Below are 20,046 nucleotides of genomic sequence, written 5' to 3' on the forward strand. Positions count from 1 at the left end.
ATTGTTCTTGTGCCCAAAGTTTAGCGTCTGAATATGTCATCTTAGTGTTTCAGTGAGGAATAGTAAGTGATCAGATCGCACACACGTTAAAGAGTTCAAAAAAAATCCCCAAGCTACAAGCTTGGGGATTTGTGTATAAGAGACAGGCCGATTGGCAGCCTTTTGTTTATTCAGGACAAGGGAGTATTTTTAGGGTGTAGCTCTCATTTTCCGACTCCGGTGGGCCATATAGAATGCCACATTGAGTGAGGCTTGCCCGAGGATCGTCAGCTGCTGCTATTACCATTTCACGAGTAGTTGACCCTGCTGGGTGGTGAATTGTTTTCCAGTCTGAACCGTTTTCATTAAGGTTTTGCACTAGTAATTGCATTGCCTCGCTATCTGCGTCCGGATAGCCGTAAAGAAAAACACAACGCTTTGAGCCTCCAATCTCGCAGCCATCAAAGGGTAAGTCAGCCTGCGGGGTGTTTTTATCAAAGTTCGAAACGTAGCTTCGGTCCTCTAATCCCGCTATCGCCATTTTCCCATATCCAATTCCTAGACCTGAAGCGATTGCACCTTTCATACCTTCTAAACGAGCTTCGCGAGCATCGTCTTGGATGTTTAAAAAGCGTGGTGCGGCAGTGACAGCAAGGATGCCGAGAATTACGATAACAACAACAAGCTCAATTAAAGTAAAACCTGATTTTCTTTTCATAAACCATCTTTAAGTTAGGTTGATACGATAGTCTAATATTTATGTATTTTATGGTGCTATAGACTACTAAAGTTCATCTTTGGTGAATTTTAATGGTGCATTCACTCTAAATGGAGTGTGATTATAGTTCCATATTTGTATCCGGGATACTATTCACGTCATAAATTTTGTGGCGAAGAGATAACCAATTTTGTAAGTCGCAAAATGTGAGACTTAAGAACTCAGATATTGAAACATTTTGATTGTGTTTTTAATGGCTTTGGTGAATCCTACGCGGGGTGAGAGTGAGGTATTGATAGGTGGTGTGTATTCAATCAACTCTCTAATAATTAATTAAAATATAAGATCATATCGATGGATTTCGATTCAACTAATTTGCTTGCAATGGGGCTGATTTTCCTTGGCTCTTATGTTCAAACCGCCATCGGTTTTGGCCTCGCTATTGTGGCTGCGCCATTACTGATTCTTTGGGCTCCTGAATATGTACCCGCACCAATCTGTCTGGTTGCTCTGTTTATTTCATTAATGAACGCAATGAAGCACCGCAGCAATGTTGAAATTGGTGGCCTAAAAATGGCTTTGATTGGTCGTGTGCCAGGCTCGCTAGCGGGTGGGGCGCTGTTGTTCTTTGTTTCCACTGAAGCACTCACACTTTGGATCGGTTTTCTCGTACTGTTTGCCGTAGCAGTGAGCGTACTTCCATTTCGTATTGAACCAACACCAGGACGCATGACGTTCGCAGGTTTCTTCTCTGGTCTGTTTGGTACCAGCTCTGCGATTGGTGGTCCACCGATGGCTTTGTTATTGCAACATCAAGAAGCGAATCAGTTACGTGGTAACCTGTCTGCGTTCTTCGTATTTAGCTCTATTATCTCTTTGATAGTCCAGATACCCGTTGGCTTCTTTAATGTTCATCATTTGGTGATCACGTTGCCATTGTTACCGACTGCTGCATTTGGTTATTGGCTAGCAATCAAAACGACACAGTCATTGCCGAAAGAAAAGATTCGCTTTGGCGCACTTACGCTGTGTTTTGTTAGTGGTATTACCGCCGTGGTTCAAGGCCTAGCACTGTAAAGTTGAGTCATCGTTTCAAATTCGCTTTACAAAAGCACTTTGCTCTATAGAATCGCGTCACTTTTTATTTGTCGAGTTAGTTATGAACAGCAATCGTTACGGCAACTTTATGGCTGCATTGTCCTTCGTCATTTGGGGACTGTTGCCAATTTACTATCGCTTTTTACCAAACGCATCGATGGATGAACTGCTTGCGCTGCGTATTATTGGTTCAGTGCCTGTAGGGTTTGTTCTTGTTCTGTCGATTACACGTCATATGCCAAAATGGTCTGCGATCTGGCAGGATAAAAAATCGCTTTGGTATACGTTTGTTGCCAGTAGCTTAATGTGTATTTCTTGGGTGGCATTCACTTGGGCGTTAACAAACAACCGCGTCATTGATGCGAGCTTGGGCTTCTTTATTGGCCCATTAATCTCCGTTGCACTCGGCGTGTTTGTGTTGGGCGATAAGCTTTCAAAAGGGCAGTTCATTGCGATTCTTCTCGCGACCATCGGCGTGTTATATCAAGTTATCCAGTACGGTCAATTACCATTGGTCGCTCTGACAATGGGGATATTTTTCTCTCTTTATGGTCTGTTTAAGAAGAAGATTAACTTTGATTGGAGCACGACGCTCTTTATCGAAGCGGTAGTGCTGACGCCAATTGCACTCGCTTATTTAATCGTAAAACAAGTGACAGTGGGCGAGTTGGCCTCAACCGTGGATATGACCACCTTTATGCTCTACTTGGGTAGTGCGCCTGTGACACTTTTGCCGCTGATCTTCTATTCGATTGCGATTCGCATCACCAATTTATCGACGGTGGGGTTGATGCAGTACATTGAGCCAAGCTTGCAGTTTGTACTGGCTGTTGTGTTCTTTGGTGAGATGTTCGACAGCGTTAAAGCGGTGACTTTTGCCTTTATTTGGGTGGGTCTTCTGTTCACGATCTTCGAGGGCATCGCTAAGCTATCAAAAAGAAAAAAGCTTGCTGACCACTCAATTTAGCTAATTCCTTCTTTAGATTCATAGGGCTAGCTTATATTTAATATATAGTTAGCCCTTAGTTTTCGTTATTCGAATGCTATCGCAATATCTAAAGAAGGAAGATTTATGATCACCGCTCTCTACGCATCCATTCTCGCTTTACTGCTTATCTGGCTCGCTTTTCAAGTCATCAAACAACGTCGAAGCAACAAAATCGCCTACGCAGACGGTGGCGTTGAAGCGCTTCAAATCGCCCGAAGTGCCCAAAGCAACGCAAGTGAATACATTCCTATTACTCTGATTCTAATGGCACTCGTCGAACACAACGGTGCATCGGTTTGGCTGATTCATCTTGCTGGTGTTGCATTCGTCATTGGGCGCATTATTCATGCGCGCGGAATATTAGGTGAAGACTTAAAAGGGCGCGTGACCGGGATGAAGTTCACCTTCTTTACTATGATTGGTTTAGTGGTGCTGAACTTAATCTACTTACCTTACGGTAATTTATGGTAAAAAACGCGACTTACTTACCGCCAGCTTGGCTACTGGTTCTTATCGGATTGGTGCTAAATATTGCGGCGATCGTACTGACGAGCGTTGTGCTCGATAAACTAGGAAAAGAAACCAGTTTGTTGGCCGATCAAAAGGCTGACAACTTATACTCCATTCAATTGGCGTGGAACAGTGTAGAAACGCTTGAGAGAAAGCGAGAAGTGTTGCTACTGCATCTCCATTTGTCCCAAAGCGAAGCGGTGTCTGAAGAGGTGAGTCAAGTCCTACAAGGACACCTTTCTTCATGGACAGGGGAGAAGGTTAGCGCCATTGAGATCACCCAACTGCCCAACCTTATGTCTGAAATCAATCAAGCTCAAGCTAACTATCGAAACCGCATCGACAGTTACTACCTAGAAAACCTTGAGGTAACTGAAGTCATGTCGAGTTTGGAAGAAAAGATCGCATGGTACAAAAGCATTGGACTGTTTTTGCAAGTTTTTGGCTTAGCTTTGATTTTAGCGCGAGACCTTGCTCGTAAACCTTAATGGCCAATGTAACTTGTTTGCCATTTGCAAAAGATTGTTTGCAATATGCAAAGGATTTTATCTCACAAGAGTGATTATTCGTTCAAATTAAGTGCAAATGGTTAAATAATGATCGGTTTGAGTGCATCAGAAAGTTGGCACGCCTAATGCTTTAGCTATAGCGATCCTTTTAAGCCGAGGGTCACCTAGCCAACTGACGTTGTTAGTGAACCCAATTGTTCACACGTATATACAGCCAATCACATTTTTTGTGGTTGGCTTTTTTTTTCACAATCAATTCACGTTTTAATTGTTACAGTTTCCAGTCGAACAATGGCGATGGTTGTGGTAGTTTTCGCGCGCATATAAATTCTAATTGGTTGTATTAATGAAGAAAGTTGTACGTTTAGTTGGTTTTGTCTCTATTTTTTGTGCTCAAGCGGCAAATGCGATGAGTGAAAAAGATTGGGACGTACTTACCGATATCGGTGCTTATGGCTTGGTTGCAACGGCGGCCGCGGTACCTGCATACAAAGGAGATTGGGAAGGCTTCTGGCAAGCAGGGTTTAGTATTGGCGCAGCATCGGGCATTGGTTTAATTGGTAAAACAACCATCGACGCAGAACGCCCGGATAAAAGTGGTAACGACAGTTTCCCTTCCAACCATACGGCTAACGCTTTTGCTTCGGCGACAAACCTATATTTGCGTTATGGTTGGGAAGCGGGCTTACCTGCTTATGGGGTCGCGACCTTAGTTGGTGTTGGTCGAGTAGAGGCGAAGAAACACTATTGGCGTGATGTACTTGCTGGCGCCGCTTTAGGAACCTTGACCGCATACGTGTTCACTGACGCTTATGATGAAAATGTTCAGCTTGTTCCTTGGGTGACGAGCGAAGATATGGGCGTATCAATTACATATCGTTGGTAGTTTAAGCGGTGATAAACAAAAAGCCTCGGCATAAACCGAGGCTTTGTTGTATCTGAATGTTAGCGCGTTCGTGTTTTAGAACTGAGCTTTAATCCAAATCATACGGTGGTCAGAAGACACATCTTTACCGTTACCGTACTTACCGATGCGGTCGTCGTTAAACAGCTTACGACCTTCTTCGTAAGATGCCGCCCAGTAAACACCAGAATCCACGACGTTTAGGTTTGCTGATGGCATCGCATAGTCAACACCAAGTCCGAACGTAGACGTGATGCGGTTTGGAATTGGGTGAGTCGAGTTTTTATCTACCGCATGCTCGGCTGCACCGAAGCTAGTTGGGTAAAGCTCACCGTTCATTACTTCTTGGTTTACTAGTGGATCATTATGGAATGCTTGCATAATGTCACTAAAGCCGTCGCCATCTAATGGATCAAGGTTTTGGTCACCCATCATGACGAATTTTGCACCTTCTGTCAGACCACCTTTGTTGCCAGCGTCATCGTAGAAGTACTCTTTGCCTTGTACATAGTGATGCCAGAACTCTACTTCAGCTCCGTTTTGAACTTTATTCTTGCCTGGATCGAATACTGGTGGAGTAGGGTGAGACATCAATAGGTGAACAACTTCGTCACCTTTCTCAGTTGGAATGATAATTGGAGCATCTACGTGGTTTTTAGATGACAGGCGAACGACGTCCCACTCTTCAGCAGTGTACCAATCGTCACCACACTTCATGCCATCTGGAATGGTTTGTGAACCGTCACAGATTGTGATTTTAGGGATTTCTGCGCCTTCCATGTCTTTCCATTTGAACTCTTGGAAGGTACGAGTGTTTTCTGTGTCGATCTCGTATTTAGACATCAACGCGAAAGCGTATTGGCCGTGGTAGAAACCAAAGCCCCACGCATCACCAGGAAGCTGGCCAGCTGTGCCGTTGTTATCTAGGTCAAGACCACTGTTTAGGCCTGTGTTTGTTGAGTAAGACTCGGCGTAAGGGTACTCGATTGGTTCTAAGTTTGCTTCACCACCCGCACCGTCAAGACTTTGCGCAACGGATAGGTAGTTGTTTTGGAAACCTTCCAAAGCAACCATATCTTCACCAGTACCGTCGTTGTTGTATTCCGCCATCATAAGAACGTCAGGACGGTTCTTCTGAATGATTGCAGCAACGTTACGGATCTGAATGACTTTCTCAGCCATTGTTTTGTCTGCATCCGCGATGGTGCCATCAAGGTAAGCGGTGACAAGCTCAGTTTGTTTTGCTGGCTCTACCTGCATTTCAGCGACAAGGTCTTCAAAAGTACTGCGATCAAAAGATAGGTTATAAGTGGCGATCTTTACTTCTTTAGGTTGAACATCTACGTATTCAGTGTCGTCATTACAGCCAGTTAAAAGCGCTGCACCAACAAGGAGAGCAAGAGGAGTTTTGATGTATTTCATGGGTATGTCATACCTTATAATTGGATTCGCGCAAATACTAAAGTTATCAGTAGCTTTTGTAAGCGATCTGGGTCACACAAACGATTGCGTAGTTACACGTTTGCTCAGGTTTTGTGTGATTAATGCAATAAACGCATCATTTTCAACAGCAGAAGGTTATATTCAAACTGTTAAATAATGATGTCTATTTTATTTAATGTGATTGGATTTATATTTTATATTAATCGGTTTGGATGGATTTTGTTCGTTACTCATCTGGGTTTTAGTAGTGGGAAATTTTTCTTTATACTAGGCGTCTAACAGAAGTGAGGACGACCTCACCGCTCTTTTCTTTCTCGGGGACGCCCCCAATCGTTAGGAATCTCTCAATGGCTTGGGCAATTCTTTTTCTTGCTGGTCTATGCGAAGTCGCATGGGCGGTCGGGCTCAAATACACCGAAGGTTTTAGTAAGCTTGCACCGTCTGCATTCACTATTGGATTTATGGGGTTGAGCTTTTGGTTACTGGGTATCGCACTAAGAACGTTACCGCTAGGCGTTGCTTATGGCGTTTGGGTGGGTATTGGTGCGATAGGTACCGCAATTGCCAGTATCTATTTATTTAATGAGCCAGCCACGTTAATCAAGCTTATCAGTTTACTGCTCATTGTTGCGGGTATCGCGGGTTTGAAGTTCGCAGCTTAGCGGTACAAATACAGCCAAAAGAAAAGCCAGAGTGATGCTCTGGCTTTATTCTTTTTCGATCAAACGAAACGTAAGTAGAAGGGCGATTGCTATCGTTTTATAAACGGCAACTTGAGATGCTGACCAAATACGTTGATCAGCGCGCCTGTTACGATTAATGCGCCACCTAAGTATGTCCATGCCGAAGGTAATTCACCAAAGAAAACGATGCCCAAAACGACAGAGAAAATGATCTGTACATAAGAATAAGCCGATGCTTTTCCTGCTTCTTGTGTTTGCATTGCTTTCGTGAGGCCCAGTTGTCCTATTTGCGTAAAGACGCCGACTAAAACGAGCATCATGGTTAGATACAAATCTGGCATGACGAATTGATCACCAATCAAGAGAATCGACGTAGGCAACGCCACCAATGGGAAGTAAAAAATGATCACGGAACTGTCTTCGGTCTGACTTAACTTACGTACGATTACGTACGCGATGGAGCTACCAAAAGCACCTAAGATAGCAATCATCACACTGAACATTGGTAAAGCATGCTCGGCATCCGGACCGGTTTCTGGCCTCACCATCACGTATACCCCAAGCAAACACAGAGCGATACAGATAAACGTCGAAGGCTGGATACGTTCTTTAAGGAAGAAAACCGCAAGTAAGGCAGTAAATACAGGGTGGATGTACTGGAAAATGGTCGCTTCAGCTAGTGGCAGCGTTGTAACGGAATAGTACACACACATCAAAGCCATGGTGCCTACTGCGCCTCGAGCGAAAAGGAGAGGTTTATTATTCCCCCAAACCGAAATGCCTTTGCGTTTTACATCAAGATAGCTGATCACCAATGAGACCAGTGCCCTTGCTGCTACGATTTCAAATACAGGAATGCCGTGCAAGCTAACATGCTTTACGGTGGCGGACATCAGTGCAAAGCCAAAAGCGGACAGCACCATAAAGCGCACGCCAATGGGAATCATCGAATTGATTGAGTTAGGCATCTTACTGCTCGTTTATTGAGGGAGATCGCACTTTAGCATACCAGGCTGACAAAAAGATCAGCACCTTGTGATTAAGGCTCCGGATCTTGTTGAACCAAGGTAGACTGTCTCGTTCAGATATAAAAACAATAAACACATAAGGAGAAAGGGATGATTCCTATTCAAGCAACGCATGTGTCTGGTGTGGTGATTTCCGAATTCGACGGCATAAAAAAAATGCTGTTGTTAGAGCGAGTCAAAGGTGGTTATTGGTGTCATGTCGCTGGTGGTGTGGAAGAGGGCGAAACTGGCTGGCAAACCATTGTGCGAGAGCTTAAAGAAGAGACACAAATCGAAGATGTAGAGCTCCATAGCGCAGATTTTCTAGAACAGTTTTATGAGGCACACAAGAATCGAATCATGGTTATTCCTTGTTTTGTCTTGTTCTGCAAACCGAATCAAACGGTGACGCTAAATCATGAACATACTGATTATCGTTGGTGTACATTAGAAGAAGCCAAACAGCTCGCACCATTTGCCAATCAACATCAACTTTACGAGCATGTATGGAAGCACTATGTTGAAAGCAAACCTTCACCATTCACAGTGATTAAACAAAAGTAGGTCAACGAGTTCTACAGATGTACCAAGGATATGAAAAACACCAATTGCGACAAATCACAGAGCGCATTTCAATTGAGCCTTTATTGACGAAGCATGCAACGCCTTTGCTTGCTGCGGTGAATAAGAGCCGTGAACACTTGTCACAATATTTGCCTTGGACGGATTGGGTGACGAATCGCCGAGAAGCCGTCGCTTATATATCTCAACGTATTAACTCCAACGCGTTTGAGGCGTATTGGTTTGCCATTCGCCTCGATCAGAACTTTGTTGGTGTGCTAGGTATGAAAGGCGTGAACCAAGAAACGGGTGTGGCGGAAGTGGGATATTGGCTCGCCGAGCAGGGGCATGGTCATCGCATTATTGATCACGTTTTATCTGTTCTATTGCCATTGGTTCGTGAGCGAGGGCAGACAAGTGCGATTCAATTCCATTGTATGGAAGGCAATGTTCCGAGCATCAAGATTGCAGAGCGAGCAGGGGCGGTATTAAAGGAATACGTAGACCATGATTTTGAAATGCTCGACTCTCGTCAGAGGTTAGGAGTTTATGAGTTGGTATTTGAAGCACACCCAAGGACGAGCCATTCGCTAGAAGAGCGTGCATAACCGCGACAAATTAGAGCCTACTGGAAAAGGGTTTGATGGTTGTAAATTGTTCGATTTAAGCCTTTGTCACAAATTACAAACTGCATTCAGGTTTTAGTGATAAGAAACTTATCATGTTCGAAAAGATAATCCATTATTGCAGCGATGAATGAGTACTCATTGGTATTTAGAGATGGAAATTGCAATTAACCGGATAACGTGGCAGCAAGCCATGCCTATCCGACACCAAGTATTATGGCCTGACAAGCCTGTGGAATATTGTCATGTAGAGGGTGATGAAGAAGCAGAACATTATGGTGCGTTTGTTGATGACGTTTTAGTCGGCGTTGCGTCGATATACCTAGATGACAATCAAGCTCGGCTACGTAAGTTTGCCATCTTACCTGACTATCAAGGGCAAGGTATTGGCTCTTCAATGGTTCGCTATATCTTGGTGAACTTGAAGCTATCTCCTGTCGAGTATTTTTGGTGTGATGCAAGAGAATCGGCGCTCATCTTTTACGAACGTTTTGGAATGCACACAGAAGGTGAACGTTTTTACAAATCGGAAGTGCCGTATTTTAAAATGAAGCTTGCGCTCTAATGTACAGAAATCTGAGTTTCAACTCTAACTTCCTAACCTCTTAAATAGTCACAATGTTGCACCTATGTTAAGTTTAAATCGTACATAAGTGCGACATTGCCAGTTGTCAGGGGTACAAGGAGAAAATCATGAATGCGATCGTAGACGTCGAAGTTGGTCAACTGCTGCAACAAAAGTTAGATAAGCTCAAAGCCGGATACAACACGGATCCTTATCCGAGCTTGGATTCGAGAAAGCAAAAGCTGACTCTCCTTAAACAAACCATCCTAAATAATCAGCAAGACTTGGTGGAAGCATTAAGCGCCGATTTCGGTTATCGCTCTGAATTTGATACGGCAATGACGGATGTATTGCCGACGGTTGCCCAAATCAATTACACCCTAAAACGCCTCAATAAATGGTGTAAGCCAAGTCGTCGTCATGCAGGTTTGTTGCTTGCCCCTTCAAAAGTCACCGTTGAGTATCAACCGGTTGGCGTAGTAGGCATCATTTCGCCTTGGAACTTCCCAGTCATTCTTAGTTTATCGCCATTAGTGACTGCACTTGCTGCAGGTAACCGAGTGATGATGAAACTCTCTGAATTCACCCCTATGACCAACAAGGTGATTTCTGAGATTTGCCGAGCGTTACCTGAAGATGTTGAAGTCGTAGAGGGCGAAGCGGAAGTTGCTCAAGCGTTCAGTAAATTGCCGTTTGATCATCTGCTGTTTACTGGCTCAACCAATGTGGGCCGCGCGGTTGCTCGTGCTGCTGCTGAGAATTTAACTCCAATTACTTTGGAGCTCGGTGGTAAATCTCCGGTCATCGTGGCGGATGACGCTAACTTGAACAAAGCGGTTGATGCGATTCTATTTGGTAAATGCATCAATGCTGGACAAATCTGTGTTGCACCAGATTATGCTTTTGTACCAGAGGGAAGAATCAACGAGTTTGTCGCGCTGTTCCTACAACGTTTTGAAGCGCTGTACCTCAAAGGTCAGAACGACCAAGGCTTTACTCATATCATCAATCAACGCCAGTACGACCGCTTAAAGGCAGTATTGGAAGATGCCAAATCCAAGGGCGCGGAAATACATACCGTGTCCGAGACGAGTGCAGAAGGGCGACTGTTATATCCGCACCTAGTGACCAATGTTTCGGAAGATATGGTCATCATGCAGGAAGAGATTTTTGGTCCTCTTATGCCAATTAAGCCTTACCGTGAGATCCAAGAGGCCATCGACTACATCAACCAGAATCAACGCCCACTTGCGCTGTACATCATGTCACAAGATAAAAGTGTTATTGAGCGAATTACCCGTAATACCCACAGTGGCGGGGTTGGGGTGAATGACACGATTTTGCACGTCGGCGCAGAAGACGCGCCATTTGGTGGTATTGGTGAATCTGGTATCGGCCACTATCATGGCGAGGAAGGGTTTAGGACCTTTAGTCACGCGAAAACTGTTCTAAATACACCAACGTGGTTACCTCGTGTAGGTATGTTGATGGAACGACGTGGCATGGCAATCAAAGCATTACAGAAATTCTTTATGCGTTAACGCTACTGACATTGGAACACCAAAGAATAAGAAAACCGCCCAGTGAGGCGGTTTTTGTTTGTTGTTAATTCGTACTATTGAAGTGTTTTAATGGCTACCTAAACATCTGGTAGCCATTGATGGTATTACTCTACACAGCTCCAGCCTGTGGTATCAATCGAGTTAATCCAATCGGCAATTAACTGAACACCTTCATCGTGAACAACGTGTCTGCCTAGTTCTGGCATCATATTTCCGTTGTCGACATTGATGCGGTAGTGCAGCACAGAGTTTTCTGGATCACCCGGTACAATCACATACGGAGATGGACCTTTGTGGAAGGTGATACCACGAGCGCAAATACCCATTTCGCTGATCCCTTCACGCCAGTATTCAAACTTGAATGGATTACTCGCCGCTTTACCTTCGGTGCGATGGCAGTGCGCACAGTTCACATCAAGGTACGCTTTGGCGTAATCCAGTAGCTCAGTATCCGTTAGATTACTTGCTCCCGCTTCGGTATCAAAGACAGGGGTCTTAGGTAAGTTCTCTGGTGTATCTGGTAAAGCTTCTGTAAATAGCCCCAGCGTTTCCCAATGTACAAGTTGGTTGACTGGCGAGCCATCAGAGACATCTTGAACACTGTTTAGGTTACGAGCTTTAGGACCAATCGGAGAGAAACCCTTTGGTTGTGTGTTACCAGTAGGATCGGAGACATCAGATTCTACTTTGTGACACAAGGTACACTCATTTCGGCTTGGTACTTCATAAGTGAAATTAAGCGTTTCGCCATTATGTTCTACGCTGCGCTCAAAAGGTACTGATACCGCAGTCAGGTAGGCGTCGGTTTTGTCTTCGTTCCAGACGTAAGGCAGGGCAATCCAACCGCTGTCACGACGAATCAATAGGCGAGTCTCAATGAGCTCTTCGTTTTCACCACGGGCATTCTCAGTGCTCGAAGGCAGCGCAAAGGTTTTAATCAACACGGTACCGATTGGGAAGTCGAACACCTCTTGCTCACGATAGCTTGCTGAAGCCTCGTTCGGCATCACTACAAAGCGGTATTTGCGTGCATAGTCAGTAAAGAGTTCAACGTTCATCTCATACAAAGTACCTTTCGCAGATGCCGCTAAGTTGAGGTTTTGTGTTGGATCTTTGGCATCTTCAAACAGATTGTATTGCGACAAGCTCACACAGTTTTCACCGTATGTCGCGCTTTCACGAGTAATCGCATCCCAGTTAATACCCGTCACGTCATCTAGGGTACAGTTTGCGTTGCCAACGATACCGTTTGGTGTATCTGGATTATCAGGATCCGTCACTCCGTCTTCGGTTTGATTGTAGCCATACACCACGCCATTAATTGTGACGGTATTGATGTCTAATGGCGCTTTAGAATCGCAACCTGCGGTAAGTAGCGTCGTTTGAACGTTCTCGTATAAGAAATCTGCATTGGCTGGGTTTTCCGCATAACGACCAATTGCGGTTGGGTCCATGTTATCAACCAACACACCAACACTTGCGCCATTATTGACTAAGCAGTTGCTGTCTGCATCGGTAAACTCAGTAAGGTAATTCCAGTTGGTTGTTCCTGTCATACCGTTGAGCGCATCACGCAATGGTGCAAACATTTGTGAACGAATCAGTGACTCACCTGCGCCATCGTAAAACAGAGCAGGGAAGGCTTGATGATTTAACGTATACGCTAAAATCATATCTTCAATCAGGGAACCATTTGGATTGGCACCTGTGTTGGTAATGGTGTTGTCGTGGAAATACATGTTGGTCGGAACAGGGTTCCAGCTCTGCATAACGGCATTGCCCTCAGATGTCCCATTAAGTGGGCTGTAAGCGTTGGGATCGCCATTCACCAACAAGTAACTCGTCATCGCAAGTGCCATCGAGTCGTGGTTAGTAATCGTGTTGTTGAAGAACTCACTATTACGCCCGGACAGAATGACGACGCCAGTACCAGGAGGGACGATGCCCACCACGCCACAGCCACCTAGTCCATTTTGACAGGTGGTATCAACGTAGTTCTCTAAGTTGTTGTCGCGGATTACGTTATCAAAGATGCGTACATCATCAATTAAGCGACCAATAGTGGTAGCGCCCGGTAGGTCAAATAGCAGCACACCGCCCGTGTTTCCAAGCGCTAAGTTGTCGTAGACATCCACATTCGAACTGTTTTCAATCTCGATACCGGCGATGTTCTTTTCCGCTACGTTGTCACGGATAACCGCTCCGATGGTTTGACCCACATAGATACCCGCATCAGCACTGCCGTAACTCCACGTATCTTCGATCAAGACGTTTTGAGATTTTACTGGATAGATGCCGTAAGTACCGCGTAGGTTACCATCTTCGTCACGTGCACGAGGCACTTCGAGCCAAACTGCCGCGACGTCACGAATAATGATGCCTTCAACCCCGTCGGCTTTTAGACCGTTCTTAGAGGCTTCCGCAATTTGGAGATCGGATACGGTGATGTTCGAACCACCACTGATGGCAATACCGTCTTTGCCATCCACGCCACTGAAGTCGAGGTAGGTTTGGTCGATACCAGCACCACGTAACACGAGGTTATTCTTCGAATCGACCGTCAATTGGTTATTCATTTTGAAACAACCAGCGGGCAGTGTTACAACGCTGTTGTCTTCGGCAAGTTCGACCAGGTTTTCAATCGCGGTGACTTGTTCCGCGCTCGCCCATTCCTGACCGTTGCCACATAATTCTGGTGTACCGTATTCAGATAATTCATAACCGCTAGAGGTTTGCGGTTCATCATAATCGTCACTGTTACAACCCATCAAAAGACTGGAACTGATGAGTGCAGCGACAACCGTTTTGTTTATTCCGTGCATGATTTGCTTCCCTGTAATTAGTGTTATTGACTCAGTCAGGAATAATTAGAAAGAGTGGTTGTATTGGATTCCGTATATGTAGGCATCCCCTTCGGAGCGATAGGCGATATCCACGCCCGGTAGAGCGTGCGGCTCAAGCGGCTCAGTGAACGTGACTTCTTCGGCATCAATAAAGGTGAATCCAAAGTCGATTCGACTGTTTTGATTGAAGGCGTAGGTGGCACCAAAGCTGTAATTGATTCGGTCGGAATCTGGCAAGCTGATGCTCTTATCATTCACGTTAGGCGTTTCGTCGTAAGCAATACCAGCACGCAGTGTGAAGGATGGGTTGAGTTGGTAAGTTGCCCCAAACGCATATTTGAAGGCGTTCTCGAAGTTCTCATCTTTTTGCAGAACTTCTTGCCCATCTACGGTGGCGCGGATTTCTTCAAACACATCCCAACCCGTCATCATCACACTGTAGTGAATAGCCAGTGGATCGGTAATCTGATGGAAACCAGAGAACTCAGTAATGCTAGGCAGGTTTAGGGTTAGGTCACCCGTCACGGTTTGACCCGGCATCGAAATCGCACTTGGGATGTCTGAGTAATAATCGCCTTCGAAATCCACATCCACTTTAGAGCGATAGCTTAATCCGAAACGGTGCTTCTCGTTGATCTCCCAAAGTGCGCCGAGGTTAAAACCGTAACCCCAGCCATCACCATCGAGTGATTTCGCCACGTCGGTACGAGCAAAATTTGCGCCCGTATCAGCATTAATCGCATCGGCAAGAATACCCAACGTACGTGTGAGCTTGGCTTTACCATAAACAATGCTAGCGCCAGCACCAACACTGAACTCTTCGTTGATTCGGTAGGCGATGGTAGGGTTAAAATTAATGGTTTCTAAACTGGTCTCTCCACCAATCGGTCCGGCTAAGTAGTCATCAGGGTATTCAGTTGCCAATCCAAAGTCAGTGAAGATACCAAGCCCCCAGGACCACGAGTCATTGATCGGAGCTGCGATATAAAAAGATGGCACAACCACATTGTCGACGACGTCATTGTTGGTTAGCTGATTATTGAAGGATTCTGAAGGTCCGTTACCGGTTACGCGAACCTCTGGCATGATGTAAGCAGCACCTACGGACAATTGATAAGAATCAAACATCGTAATGGCTGCAGGGTTATGTGCGACTACTGATGCGCCGTCTGCTATGGCGGCTTCGCCTGCATTAGCGCGTCCTAGGCCAGCGGCTGAATGTTCGGATAATTGAAATCCAGCGGCGTATAACTTAGGGGAACTGAGCGCTATACCTATTGCAAGCGCGAGTTTTGCATTCCTTGTCTTCATATCACTCTGAAACTCCATGTGTTTTTAGGATGCGTTTTAAATAAAAGTGCCTAATAACCTATACAGGGGATGAGTAGGTTATTTGTTAAACACTCAGATCAAGCATAAAAGCAATTAACATAGTTGTAACATTGAATTTCAGGATTTGTTATTACCATCTCATATAACTAATGGTTTGTAGTTTTTGGTGTAAATATCTGTAAATGTTATAGTTAAGCTCGATTTATACATCGTAGGTTTTTCACGAAACAGTCTTGTGGTGTTTGATGTCCACTCAAAAAGTACGGCTTAAGTGTTATAGGATAGTGAATGGTAATCAGTGTGTTTTGGTACGGTTGTTTTAAACGGATGTTTAATTGATATTTAAAGCTTAGTGTTAAAATCGGTCAAAATCATGCAATTTATCACTGAATCGAATGCTAAACTTTATGAGTGATTAGAGCTTTTACTTAAGGAATGGGAAGCCATATGGAGCTGTATTTCTTAGGAACGTCCTCTGGGGTTCCAACTAAATTCCGTAATGTTTCTGCGACTGCTTTGCTGGAGAGCAAGGGGAAAGGGTGGTTTCTGATTGACTGTGGAGAGGCGACTCAACACCAATTGCTACACACTCCGTTATCACTGAATTACTTGCGAGCTATCTGTATTACTCACATTCACGGTGACCATTGCTATGGTTTACCGGGCTTGCTCGCCAGTGCAGGCATGAATAACCGTAAAGATCCTCTGACGATTATTGCGCCAGAGGGGATTAGACAGTGGTTTGAAGCGACTCAAACGTTCACCAAACTCTATCTGCCATTTGAACTTCACTTTATTGAAGTAGAGCAGTTTGATTCGATTGAAATTGGTCAGTTTACGATTACCGCGACTGGACTTTCACATCGCGTTCCTAGCTTTGCTTATTGTTTTGCAGAATCTACAATTCGTATGTATCTAGACATCGAAAAACTTGAGCAATCGAACATTCCGAGGGGACCTATCTGGGGAGAACTTGTGCGGGGTAATGATGTGGAGTACCAAGGTCAAACCTTAATGAGTAACGCGTTTACTAAGCTTGCACATCCACCGAGAAAAGTGATCATTTGTGGTGATAACGACACACCAGAAACGCTCGATAGTCTAGTCGAAGGCGCGCATCTGTTGGTACACGAATCAACATACTCAGAAGCGATGAAAGAGCGAGCGGGAGAAGTTGGTCACGCTTATTCTTCACAAGTTGCCAGTTATGCGCAGACAAAACAAATTCCGAGCTTGATTCTCACTCACTTTAGTCCTCGCTATCAATTCAGCTCCGAAGCGGAAGTGTCGATCGAGCAGATTCGGCAAGAAGCTCAAACCGCTTACTCTGGTCATCTCTTTCTTGCTCACGATCTTGCACATTATCGAATTGACAGGTCGGGTTTGGTTGAGGAGATTAAAGACACCAAGGATAAGGACGAATAAAGGCTCTTGTCGCGAAAGCAATTCAAAATGAAATCGTCACAACAAGAGCCAACTTGTTCTAGGCACTGAATTTATTGCAGCTTAAGACTAATGAAATACCTGACTACTAAAACGTAGAAAACGACTTTCTCCCATCAGTTCACGGAACGCTTCTTTATCCAACTTAATCAAGGTTTCGTGATCGCCTGCTTCCAAATACACATGCTCTAAATTGGCGAGCATTTCATCGCAAATGGTTGCCATGTGATAAGCGCTACCCACCGGAGGTATCGCGCCGTTATCGCAATCGGTAAACAAACGATAGACTTCTCTTTCTTTGATTAAATGGAAAGAGGCGTTGAGCTCGTCATTCAATCGAGACAAGCTGATTTTATTATTCGCAGGCAAGACAGCCATCATATGACGACCTTGGTGATCTTCCAAAATCACGCCTTTTGCCAAGTTATTGAGAGGGATACCCGCTGCAACACCGCTTTGCAGCGAACTATTACTATGACTGTGGTTCACGGTTTGAAAGTGAATATGGTGCTCAGTCAAATAGTGGTCGAGCCGGGTTGACATGGTCATGTTAGCCTCCAGAGTGTTGAGACCCACATAAAGTATAGGTAAACCTCTATTCCCCTGACGCTTTACTTGAGCTGTTCTACGCTTACTGAAAGCCAACCACAGAGTATGGCATTGAAAAAGGGAAGCAAAATGAGCAAACCAGTAATAGCGGATAACAAACCCATCAAAGTTGAGCTTGTGCAAGGACAAGAATATTACTTTTGTCGATGCGGGCGATCGAAGAACCAACCTTATTGTGATGGCTCCCACGCCGGAACCGATTATAAACCCATGAGCTTTGTCGCTGAGAAGGATGAGGATGCGTATCTGTGTCAGTGTAAGCACACCGCAAATGCGCCTTTCTGCGATGGTACGCATAAGCAGTTTACCTCTGAGCAAGTGGGACAAGAAGGTCCGGGTATCCAGGCAGGAAATAACGAGATCCCGATTGCAGTGGCGACGCAAGAAGAACCCACGGTTGAGTTTATTCACCAACTGGCAAGAGAAGGGCTATCAAAGTTAGGGCACCATGGACCGATGACGGCGATGGGTGTGCCGAGAGACCAATTGCCACATTGGGGTGACCTGCAAATGATGGTCGCACAAATGGCAACCAAACCTCTGATGGAGGATGTGCCAGTCAAAACCGAATTGGTAATTGGTCCAAAAGCGAAGAAGCCGCTGGTGCTAAAAATTCCGTTGTTTGTCTCTGACATGAGCTTTGGCGCGTTATCAGAAGAAGCCAAAATCTCACTTGCGAAAGGTGCGGAGTTAGCCGGAACCGGAATCTGTTCCGGAGAAGGTGGCATGCTGCCAGAAGAGCAAGCAGCGAACTCGCGTTATTTCTATGAGTTGGCGAGTGCGCAATTTGGTTACGACGAATCTAAGTTGCTCAATGTCCAAGCTTTCCACTTTAAAGGTGGGCAGGGCGCAAAAACAGGGACAGGTGGTCATCTACCAGCCAATAAAAATGTGGGTAAAATATCGCAAGTGCGCGGTATTCCCGAAGGGCAATCTGCGATTTCACCACCGACGTTTAAAGATCTGCATACCGCAGAAGATTTCAAAAAGTTTGCAGATCGGGTACGTGAAGTGACAGGTGGTATCCCGATAGGCTTCAAGCTCAGTGCAAACCATATCGAAGAAGATATTCAGTTCGCACTTGATGCCAGCGCGGACTACATCATTTTGGATGGTCGTGGAGGAGGTACGGGCGCAGCGCCTGCTATGTTCCGTGATCACATCAGCGTGCCAACCATTCCCGCGCTCGCCAGAGCAAGGCGCTATCTGGATGCACAAGGTGTGAGTGACCGCGTCACGTTAATCGTTACGGGTGGGCTGCGTGTTCCAATGGATTTTGTAAAAGCGATGGCGCTTGGGGCAGATGGTGTTGCGATTTCTAACAGTGCGATGCAGTCGATAGGTTGTGTAGCCGCGAGAATGTGCAATACAAACAATTGTCCAGCAGGCATTGCAACACAAAAGGCCGACTTAAGACAGCGGTTGAATGTGGATAAAGCGTCGGTTCAATTGAAGAACTTCTTTGAAGCCTCGGTGGAGTTGATGCAAGTGATGGCAAGGGCGTGTGGGCACGATGATCTTAGCAAGTTTAATCACCACGACCTCGCCACTTGGAATCGCGATATGGCGTTGCTTTCTGGGGTGGAATACGCAGGTGTAGACAAGCCTTAACGTTTCTCTTGCTCTGGTAAGTGCCTGTTTTACTGTGGCTGCAATTTGTGCGATTGATAATTGAGCTCATATGGACCATAATATTAAGACCATTTGGTCCATAGGAGCTCAGTATGGCAACAGCGACATTAAAAAGCTTTAAACCGAAGCTGCCTCATAAGGCAAACTTCTGGTTTATGCTGGGCATTGAAGATGCCGAAACCGGTCGTACCGATGCGGTTCATAAAGGCTTTGAGCCAAAGGTATACCGTAATATTGTCGAGCGTGTGAAGCTTTCTCAAAGCGAATTCCAACACGTCACATTGATCCCAGTGAGCACCATCAAACGTCGACTCAAAAACGAAGAGCGCTTCAACACGCAAGAGAGTGATGCCATCTATCGTTTAGCGATGCTACTTAAACTAGCAACAGAGCTGTTTGATGATGAAGAACGCGCACTAGGTTGGATGCGAGAGAATGTTTATGGTTTGGGTGGAAAGCGCCCATTAGACATGGTTTCAACCACGGTTGATTTTGAAATCGTCAAAGATTTGATTGGACGATTAGAGCACGGGGTATTCTCGTAATATGAAGCTCTATCGACTGACTCAAAAGAAGTTCTCTGAGTCTCCATTTAGCCCAATCGGTGCCAAGCTATACGGTGGGCGATGGAACTCGAAAGGAACCGAAGCACTGTACTTTTCTCAATCCGAATCTCTCTGCTCGTTAGAAGTTTTCGTTCATGTAAACAACGATCCAGCGATCACCAAGCTTTACGATTTGTATCGTATCGAGATGCCGGAATACTTAATTGCTGCACTGGATGAAGAAGACTTGCCGGTCACTTGGCGCTCTATTCCTGCTAGTGAATCCACACAATACATCGGTGACCAATTTCTCAACGATCCACATCCTGAATTTGCTGCACTGCAAGTGCCTTCGACAATTTCTCCTCGTGACAACAACTACGTCGTCAATCCAAACCATCCCAAGATGAAAGATATCCTGAAGAAAGCAGAGAAGCTCGATTTTGCTTTTGACCCAAGAATCTTCAAATAAAAAGCTCAGCATTTGGA

20 protein-coding genes are annotated in these 20,046 nt (G+C 45.1%); 14 read left to right on the forward strand and 6 right to left on the reverse strand.

Features of this window, described 5'->3' with window-relative positions; genetic code table 11:
* Nucleotides 1-166: 166 nt before the first annotated feature.
* Nucleotides 167-697 (reverse strand): type II secretion system protein, encoded by a 531-nt coding sequence (locus QTO06_RS22925; protein ID WP_054823214.1) that lies wholly within the window; start codon nt 695-697, stop codon nt 167-169.
* A 354-nt stretch (nt 698-1,051) separates the two neighbouring features.
* Between QTO06_RS22925 and QTO06_RS22930 the strand changes: the two genes are divergently transcribed.
* The 5 genes from QTO06_RS22930 (at nt 1,052) to QTO06_RS22950 (ending at nt 4,688) form a co-directional block, all read left to right on the forward strand.
* Nucleotides 1,052-1,774, forward strand: a complete 723-nt coding sequence (locus tag QTO06_RS22930; protein WP_331409968.1) for a sulfite exporter TauE/SafE family protein — start codon at nt 1,052-1,054, stop codon at nt 1,772-1,774.
* A gap of 82 nt (nt 1,775-1,856) precedes the next feature.
* The gene (rarD, locus tag QTO06_RS22935; protein WP_331409970.1) at nt 1,857-2,762 is read left to right on the forward strand and encodes an EamA family transporter RarD; all 906 of its coding nucleotides are present in this window, start codon (nt 1,857-1,859) and stop codon (nt 2,760-2,762) included.
* Nucleotides 2,763-2,867: 105 nt separating this feature from the next.
* Entirely contained in the window at nt 2,868-3,254 is a 387-nt protein-coding gene (locus QTO06_RS22940; RefSeq protein WP_331409971.1) for an MAPEG family protein, read from the forward strand.
* Entirely contained in the window at nt 3,248-3,781 is a 534-nt protein-coding gene (locus QTO06_RS22945) for a DNA mismatch repair protein (RefSeq protein WP_331409972.1), read from the forward strand. The genes QTO06_RS22940 and QTO06_RS22945 overlap by 7 nt, the downstream gene beginning before the upstream one ends.
* 367 nt (nt 3,782-4,148) lie before the next feature.
* Nucleotides 4,149-4,688, forward strand: coding sequence for a phosphatase PAP2 family protein (locus tag QTO06_RS22950; RefSeq protein WP_331409973.1), 540 nt, complete (start codon nt 4,149-4,151; stop codon nt 4,686-4,688).
* A 75-nt stretch (nt 4,689-4,763) separates the two neighbouring features.
* Here QTO06_RS22950 and QTO06_RS22955 read toward each other — a convergent pair whose 3' ends face one another.
* Nucleotides 4,764-6,128, reverse strand: a complete 1,365-nt coding sequence (locus QTO06_RS22955; RefSeq protein ID WP_331409974.1) for an endonuclease/exonuclease/phosphatase family protein — start codon at nt 6,126-6,128, stop codon at nt 4,764-4,766.
* Between the two features lie 368 nt (nt 6,129-6,496).
* On the opposite strand from QTO06_RS22955, the gene QTO06_RS22960 reads away from it, so the two are divergent.
* Nucleotides 6,497-6,811 carry a DMT family transporter gene (locus QTO06_RS22960; protein WP_005441333.1) on the forward strand — a complete coding sequence of 105 codons (315 nt, stop codon included), beginning with the start codon at nt 6,497-6,499 and terminating at the stop codon, nt 6,809-6,811.
* A gap of 89 nt (nt 6,812-6,900) precedes the next feature.
* Here the strand turns inward: QTO06_RS22960 and QTO06_RS22965 are convergent, their stop codons facing one another.
* Nucleotides 6,901-7,800: a DMT family transporter gene (locus tag QTO06_RS22965; protein ID WP_331409976.1), complete on the reverse strand. Its 900-nt coding sequence runs from the start codon at nt 7,798-7,800 to the stop codon at nt 6,901-6,903.
* Between the two features lie 150 nt (nt 7,801-7,950).
* Here QTO06_RS22965 and QTO06_RS22970 point away from each other — a divergent pair, with 150 nt between their 5' ends.
* The 4 genes from QTO06_RS22970 to QTO06_RS22985 all read left to right on the forward strand — a co-directional run bounded on the left by QTO06_RS22970 (nt 7,951) and on the right by QTO06_RS22985 (nt 11,132).
* Nucleotides 7,951-8,403 carry an NUDIX hydrolase gene (locus tag QTO06_RS22970; RefSeq protein WP_020198153.1) on the forward strand — a complete coding sequence of 151 codons (453 nt, stop codon included), beginning with the start codon at nt 7,951-7,953 and terminating at the stop codon, nt 8,401-8,403.
* A 17-nt stretch (nt 8,404-8,420) separates the two neighbouring features.
* Nucleotides 8,421-9,008, forward strand: coding sequence for a GNAT family N-acetyltransferase (locus QTO06_RS22975; RefSeq protein ID WP_331409978.1), 588 nt, complete (start codon nt 8,421-8,423; stop codon nt 9,006-9,008).
* Nucleotides 9,009-9,180: 172 nt separating this feature from the next.
* Nucleotides 9,181-9,591: a GNAT family N-acetyltransferase gene (locus QTO06_RS22980; RefSeq protein ID WP_331409994.1), complete on the forward strand. Its 411-nt coding sequence runs from the start codon at nt 9,181-9,183 to the stop codon at nt 9,589-9,591.
* A gap of 128 nt (nt 9,592-9,719) precedes the next feature.
* On the forward strand, nt 9,720-11,132 hold the full coding sequence (locus QTO06_RS22985) for a coniferyl aldehyde dehydrogenase (protein ID WP_331409979.1): 1,413 nt from the start codon (nt 9,720-9,722) through the stop codon (nt 11,130-11,132).
* 125 nt (nt 11,133-11,257) lie between these two features.
* Here the strand turns inward: QTO06_RS22985 and QTO06_RS22990 are convergent, their stop codons facing one another.
* Both QTO06_RS22990 and QTO06_RS22995 read right to left on the reverse strand, forming a co-directional pair.
* Nucleotides 11,258-13,975, reverse strand: a complete 2,718-nt coding sequence (locus tag QTO06_RS22990) for an SO2930 family diheme c-type cytochrome (protein WP_331409980.1) — start codon at nt 13,973-13,975, stop codon at nt 11,258-11,260.
* A 45-nt stretch (nt 13,976-14,020) separates the two neighbouring features.
* On the reverse strand, nt 14,021-15,307 hold the full coding sequence (locus tag QTO06_RS22995; RefSeq protein WP_331409981.1) for an outer membrane protein transport protein: 1,287 nt from the start codon (nt 15,305-15,307) through the stop codon (nt 14,021-14,023).
* Nucleotides 15,308-15,775: 468 nt separating this feature from the next.
* Between QTO06_RS22995 and QTO06_RS23000 the strand changes: the two genes are divergently transcribed.
* A complete protein-coding gene (locus QTO06_RS23000) occupies nt 15,776-16,753 on the forward strand; it encodes a ribonuclease Z (protein WP_331409982.1) in 978 nt (325 codons plus the stop codon).
* 87 nt (nt 16,754-16,840) lie between these two features.
* Here the strand turns inward: QTO06_RS23000 and QTO06_RS23005 are convergent, their stop codons facing one another.
* The gene (locus tag QTO06_RS23005) at nt 16,841-17,320 is read right to left on the reverse strand and encodes an aminoacyl-tRNA deacylase (protein WP_009699021.1); all 480 of its coding nucleotides are present in this window, start codon (nt 17,318-17,320) and stop codon (nt 16,841-16,843) included.
* Nucleotides 17,321-17,449: 129 nt separating this feature from the next.
* On the opposite strand from QTO06_RS23005, the gene QTO06_RS23010 reads away from it, so the two are divergent.
* The 3 genes from QTO06_RS23010 to QTO06_RS23020 all read left to right on the forward strand — a co-directional run bounded on the left by QTO06_RS23010 (nt 17,450) and on the right by QTO06_RS23020 (nt 20,029).
* Nucleotides 17,450-18,991 carry a glutamate synthase-related protein gene (locus QTO06_RS23010; protein WP_331409983.1) on the forward strand — a complete coding sequence of 514 codons (1,542 nt, stop codon included), beginning with the start codon at nt 17,450-17,452 and terminating at the stop codon, nt 18,989-18,991.
* Nucleotides 18,992-19,104: 113 nt separating this feature from the next.
* On the forward strand, nt 19,105-19,557 hold the full coding sequence (gene parS / locus QTO06_RS23015; protein ID WP_005426938.1) for a type II RES/Xre toxin-antitoxin system antitoxin: 453 nt from the start codon (nt 19,105-19,107) through the stop codon (nt 19,555-19,557).
* Between the two features lies 1 nt (nt 19,558).
* The gene (locus QTO06_RS23020) at nt 19,559-20,029 is read left to right on the forward strand and encodes an RES family NAD+ phosphorylase (protein WP_005447071.1); all 471 of its coding nucleotides are present in this window, start codon (nt 19,559-19,561) and stop codon (nt 20,027-20,029) included.
* Nucleotides 20,030-20,046 lie beyond the last annotated feature (17 nt).

The organism is Vibrio sp. M260121, from assembly GCF_036533715.1.
GTDB lineage: Bacteria > Pseudomonadota > Gammaproteobacteria > Enterobacterales > Vibrionaceae > Vibrio.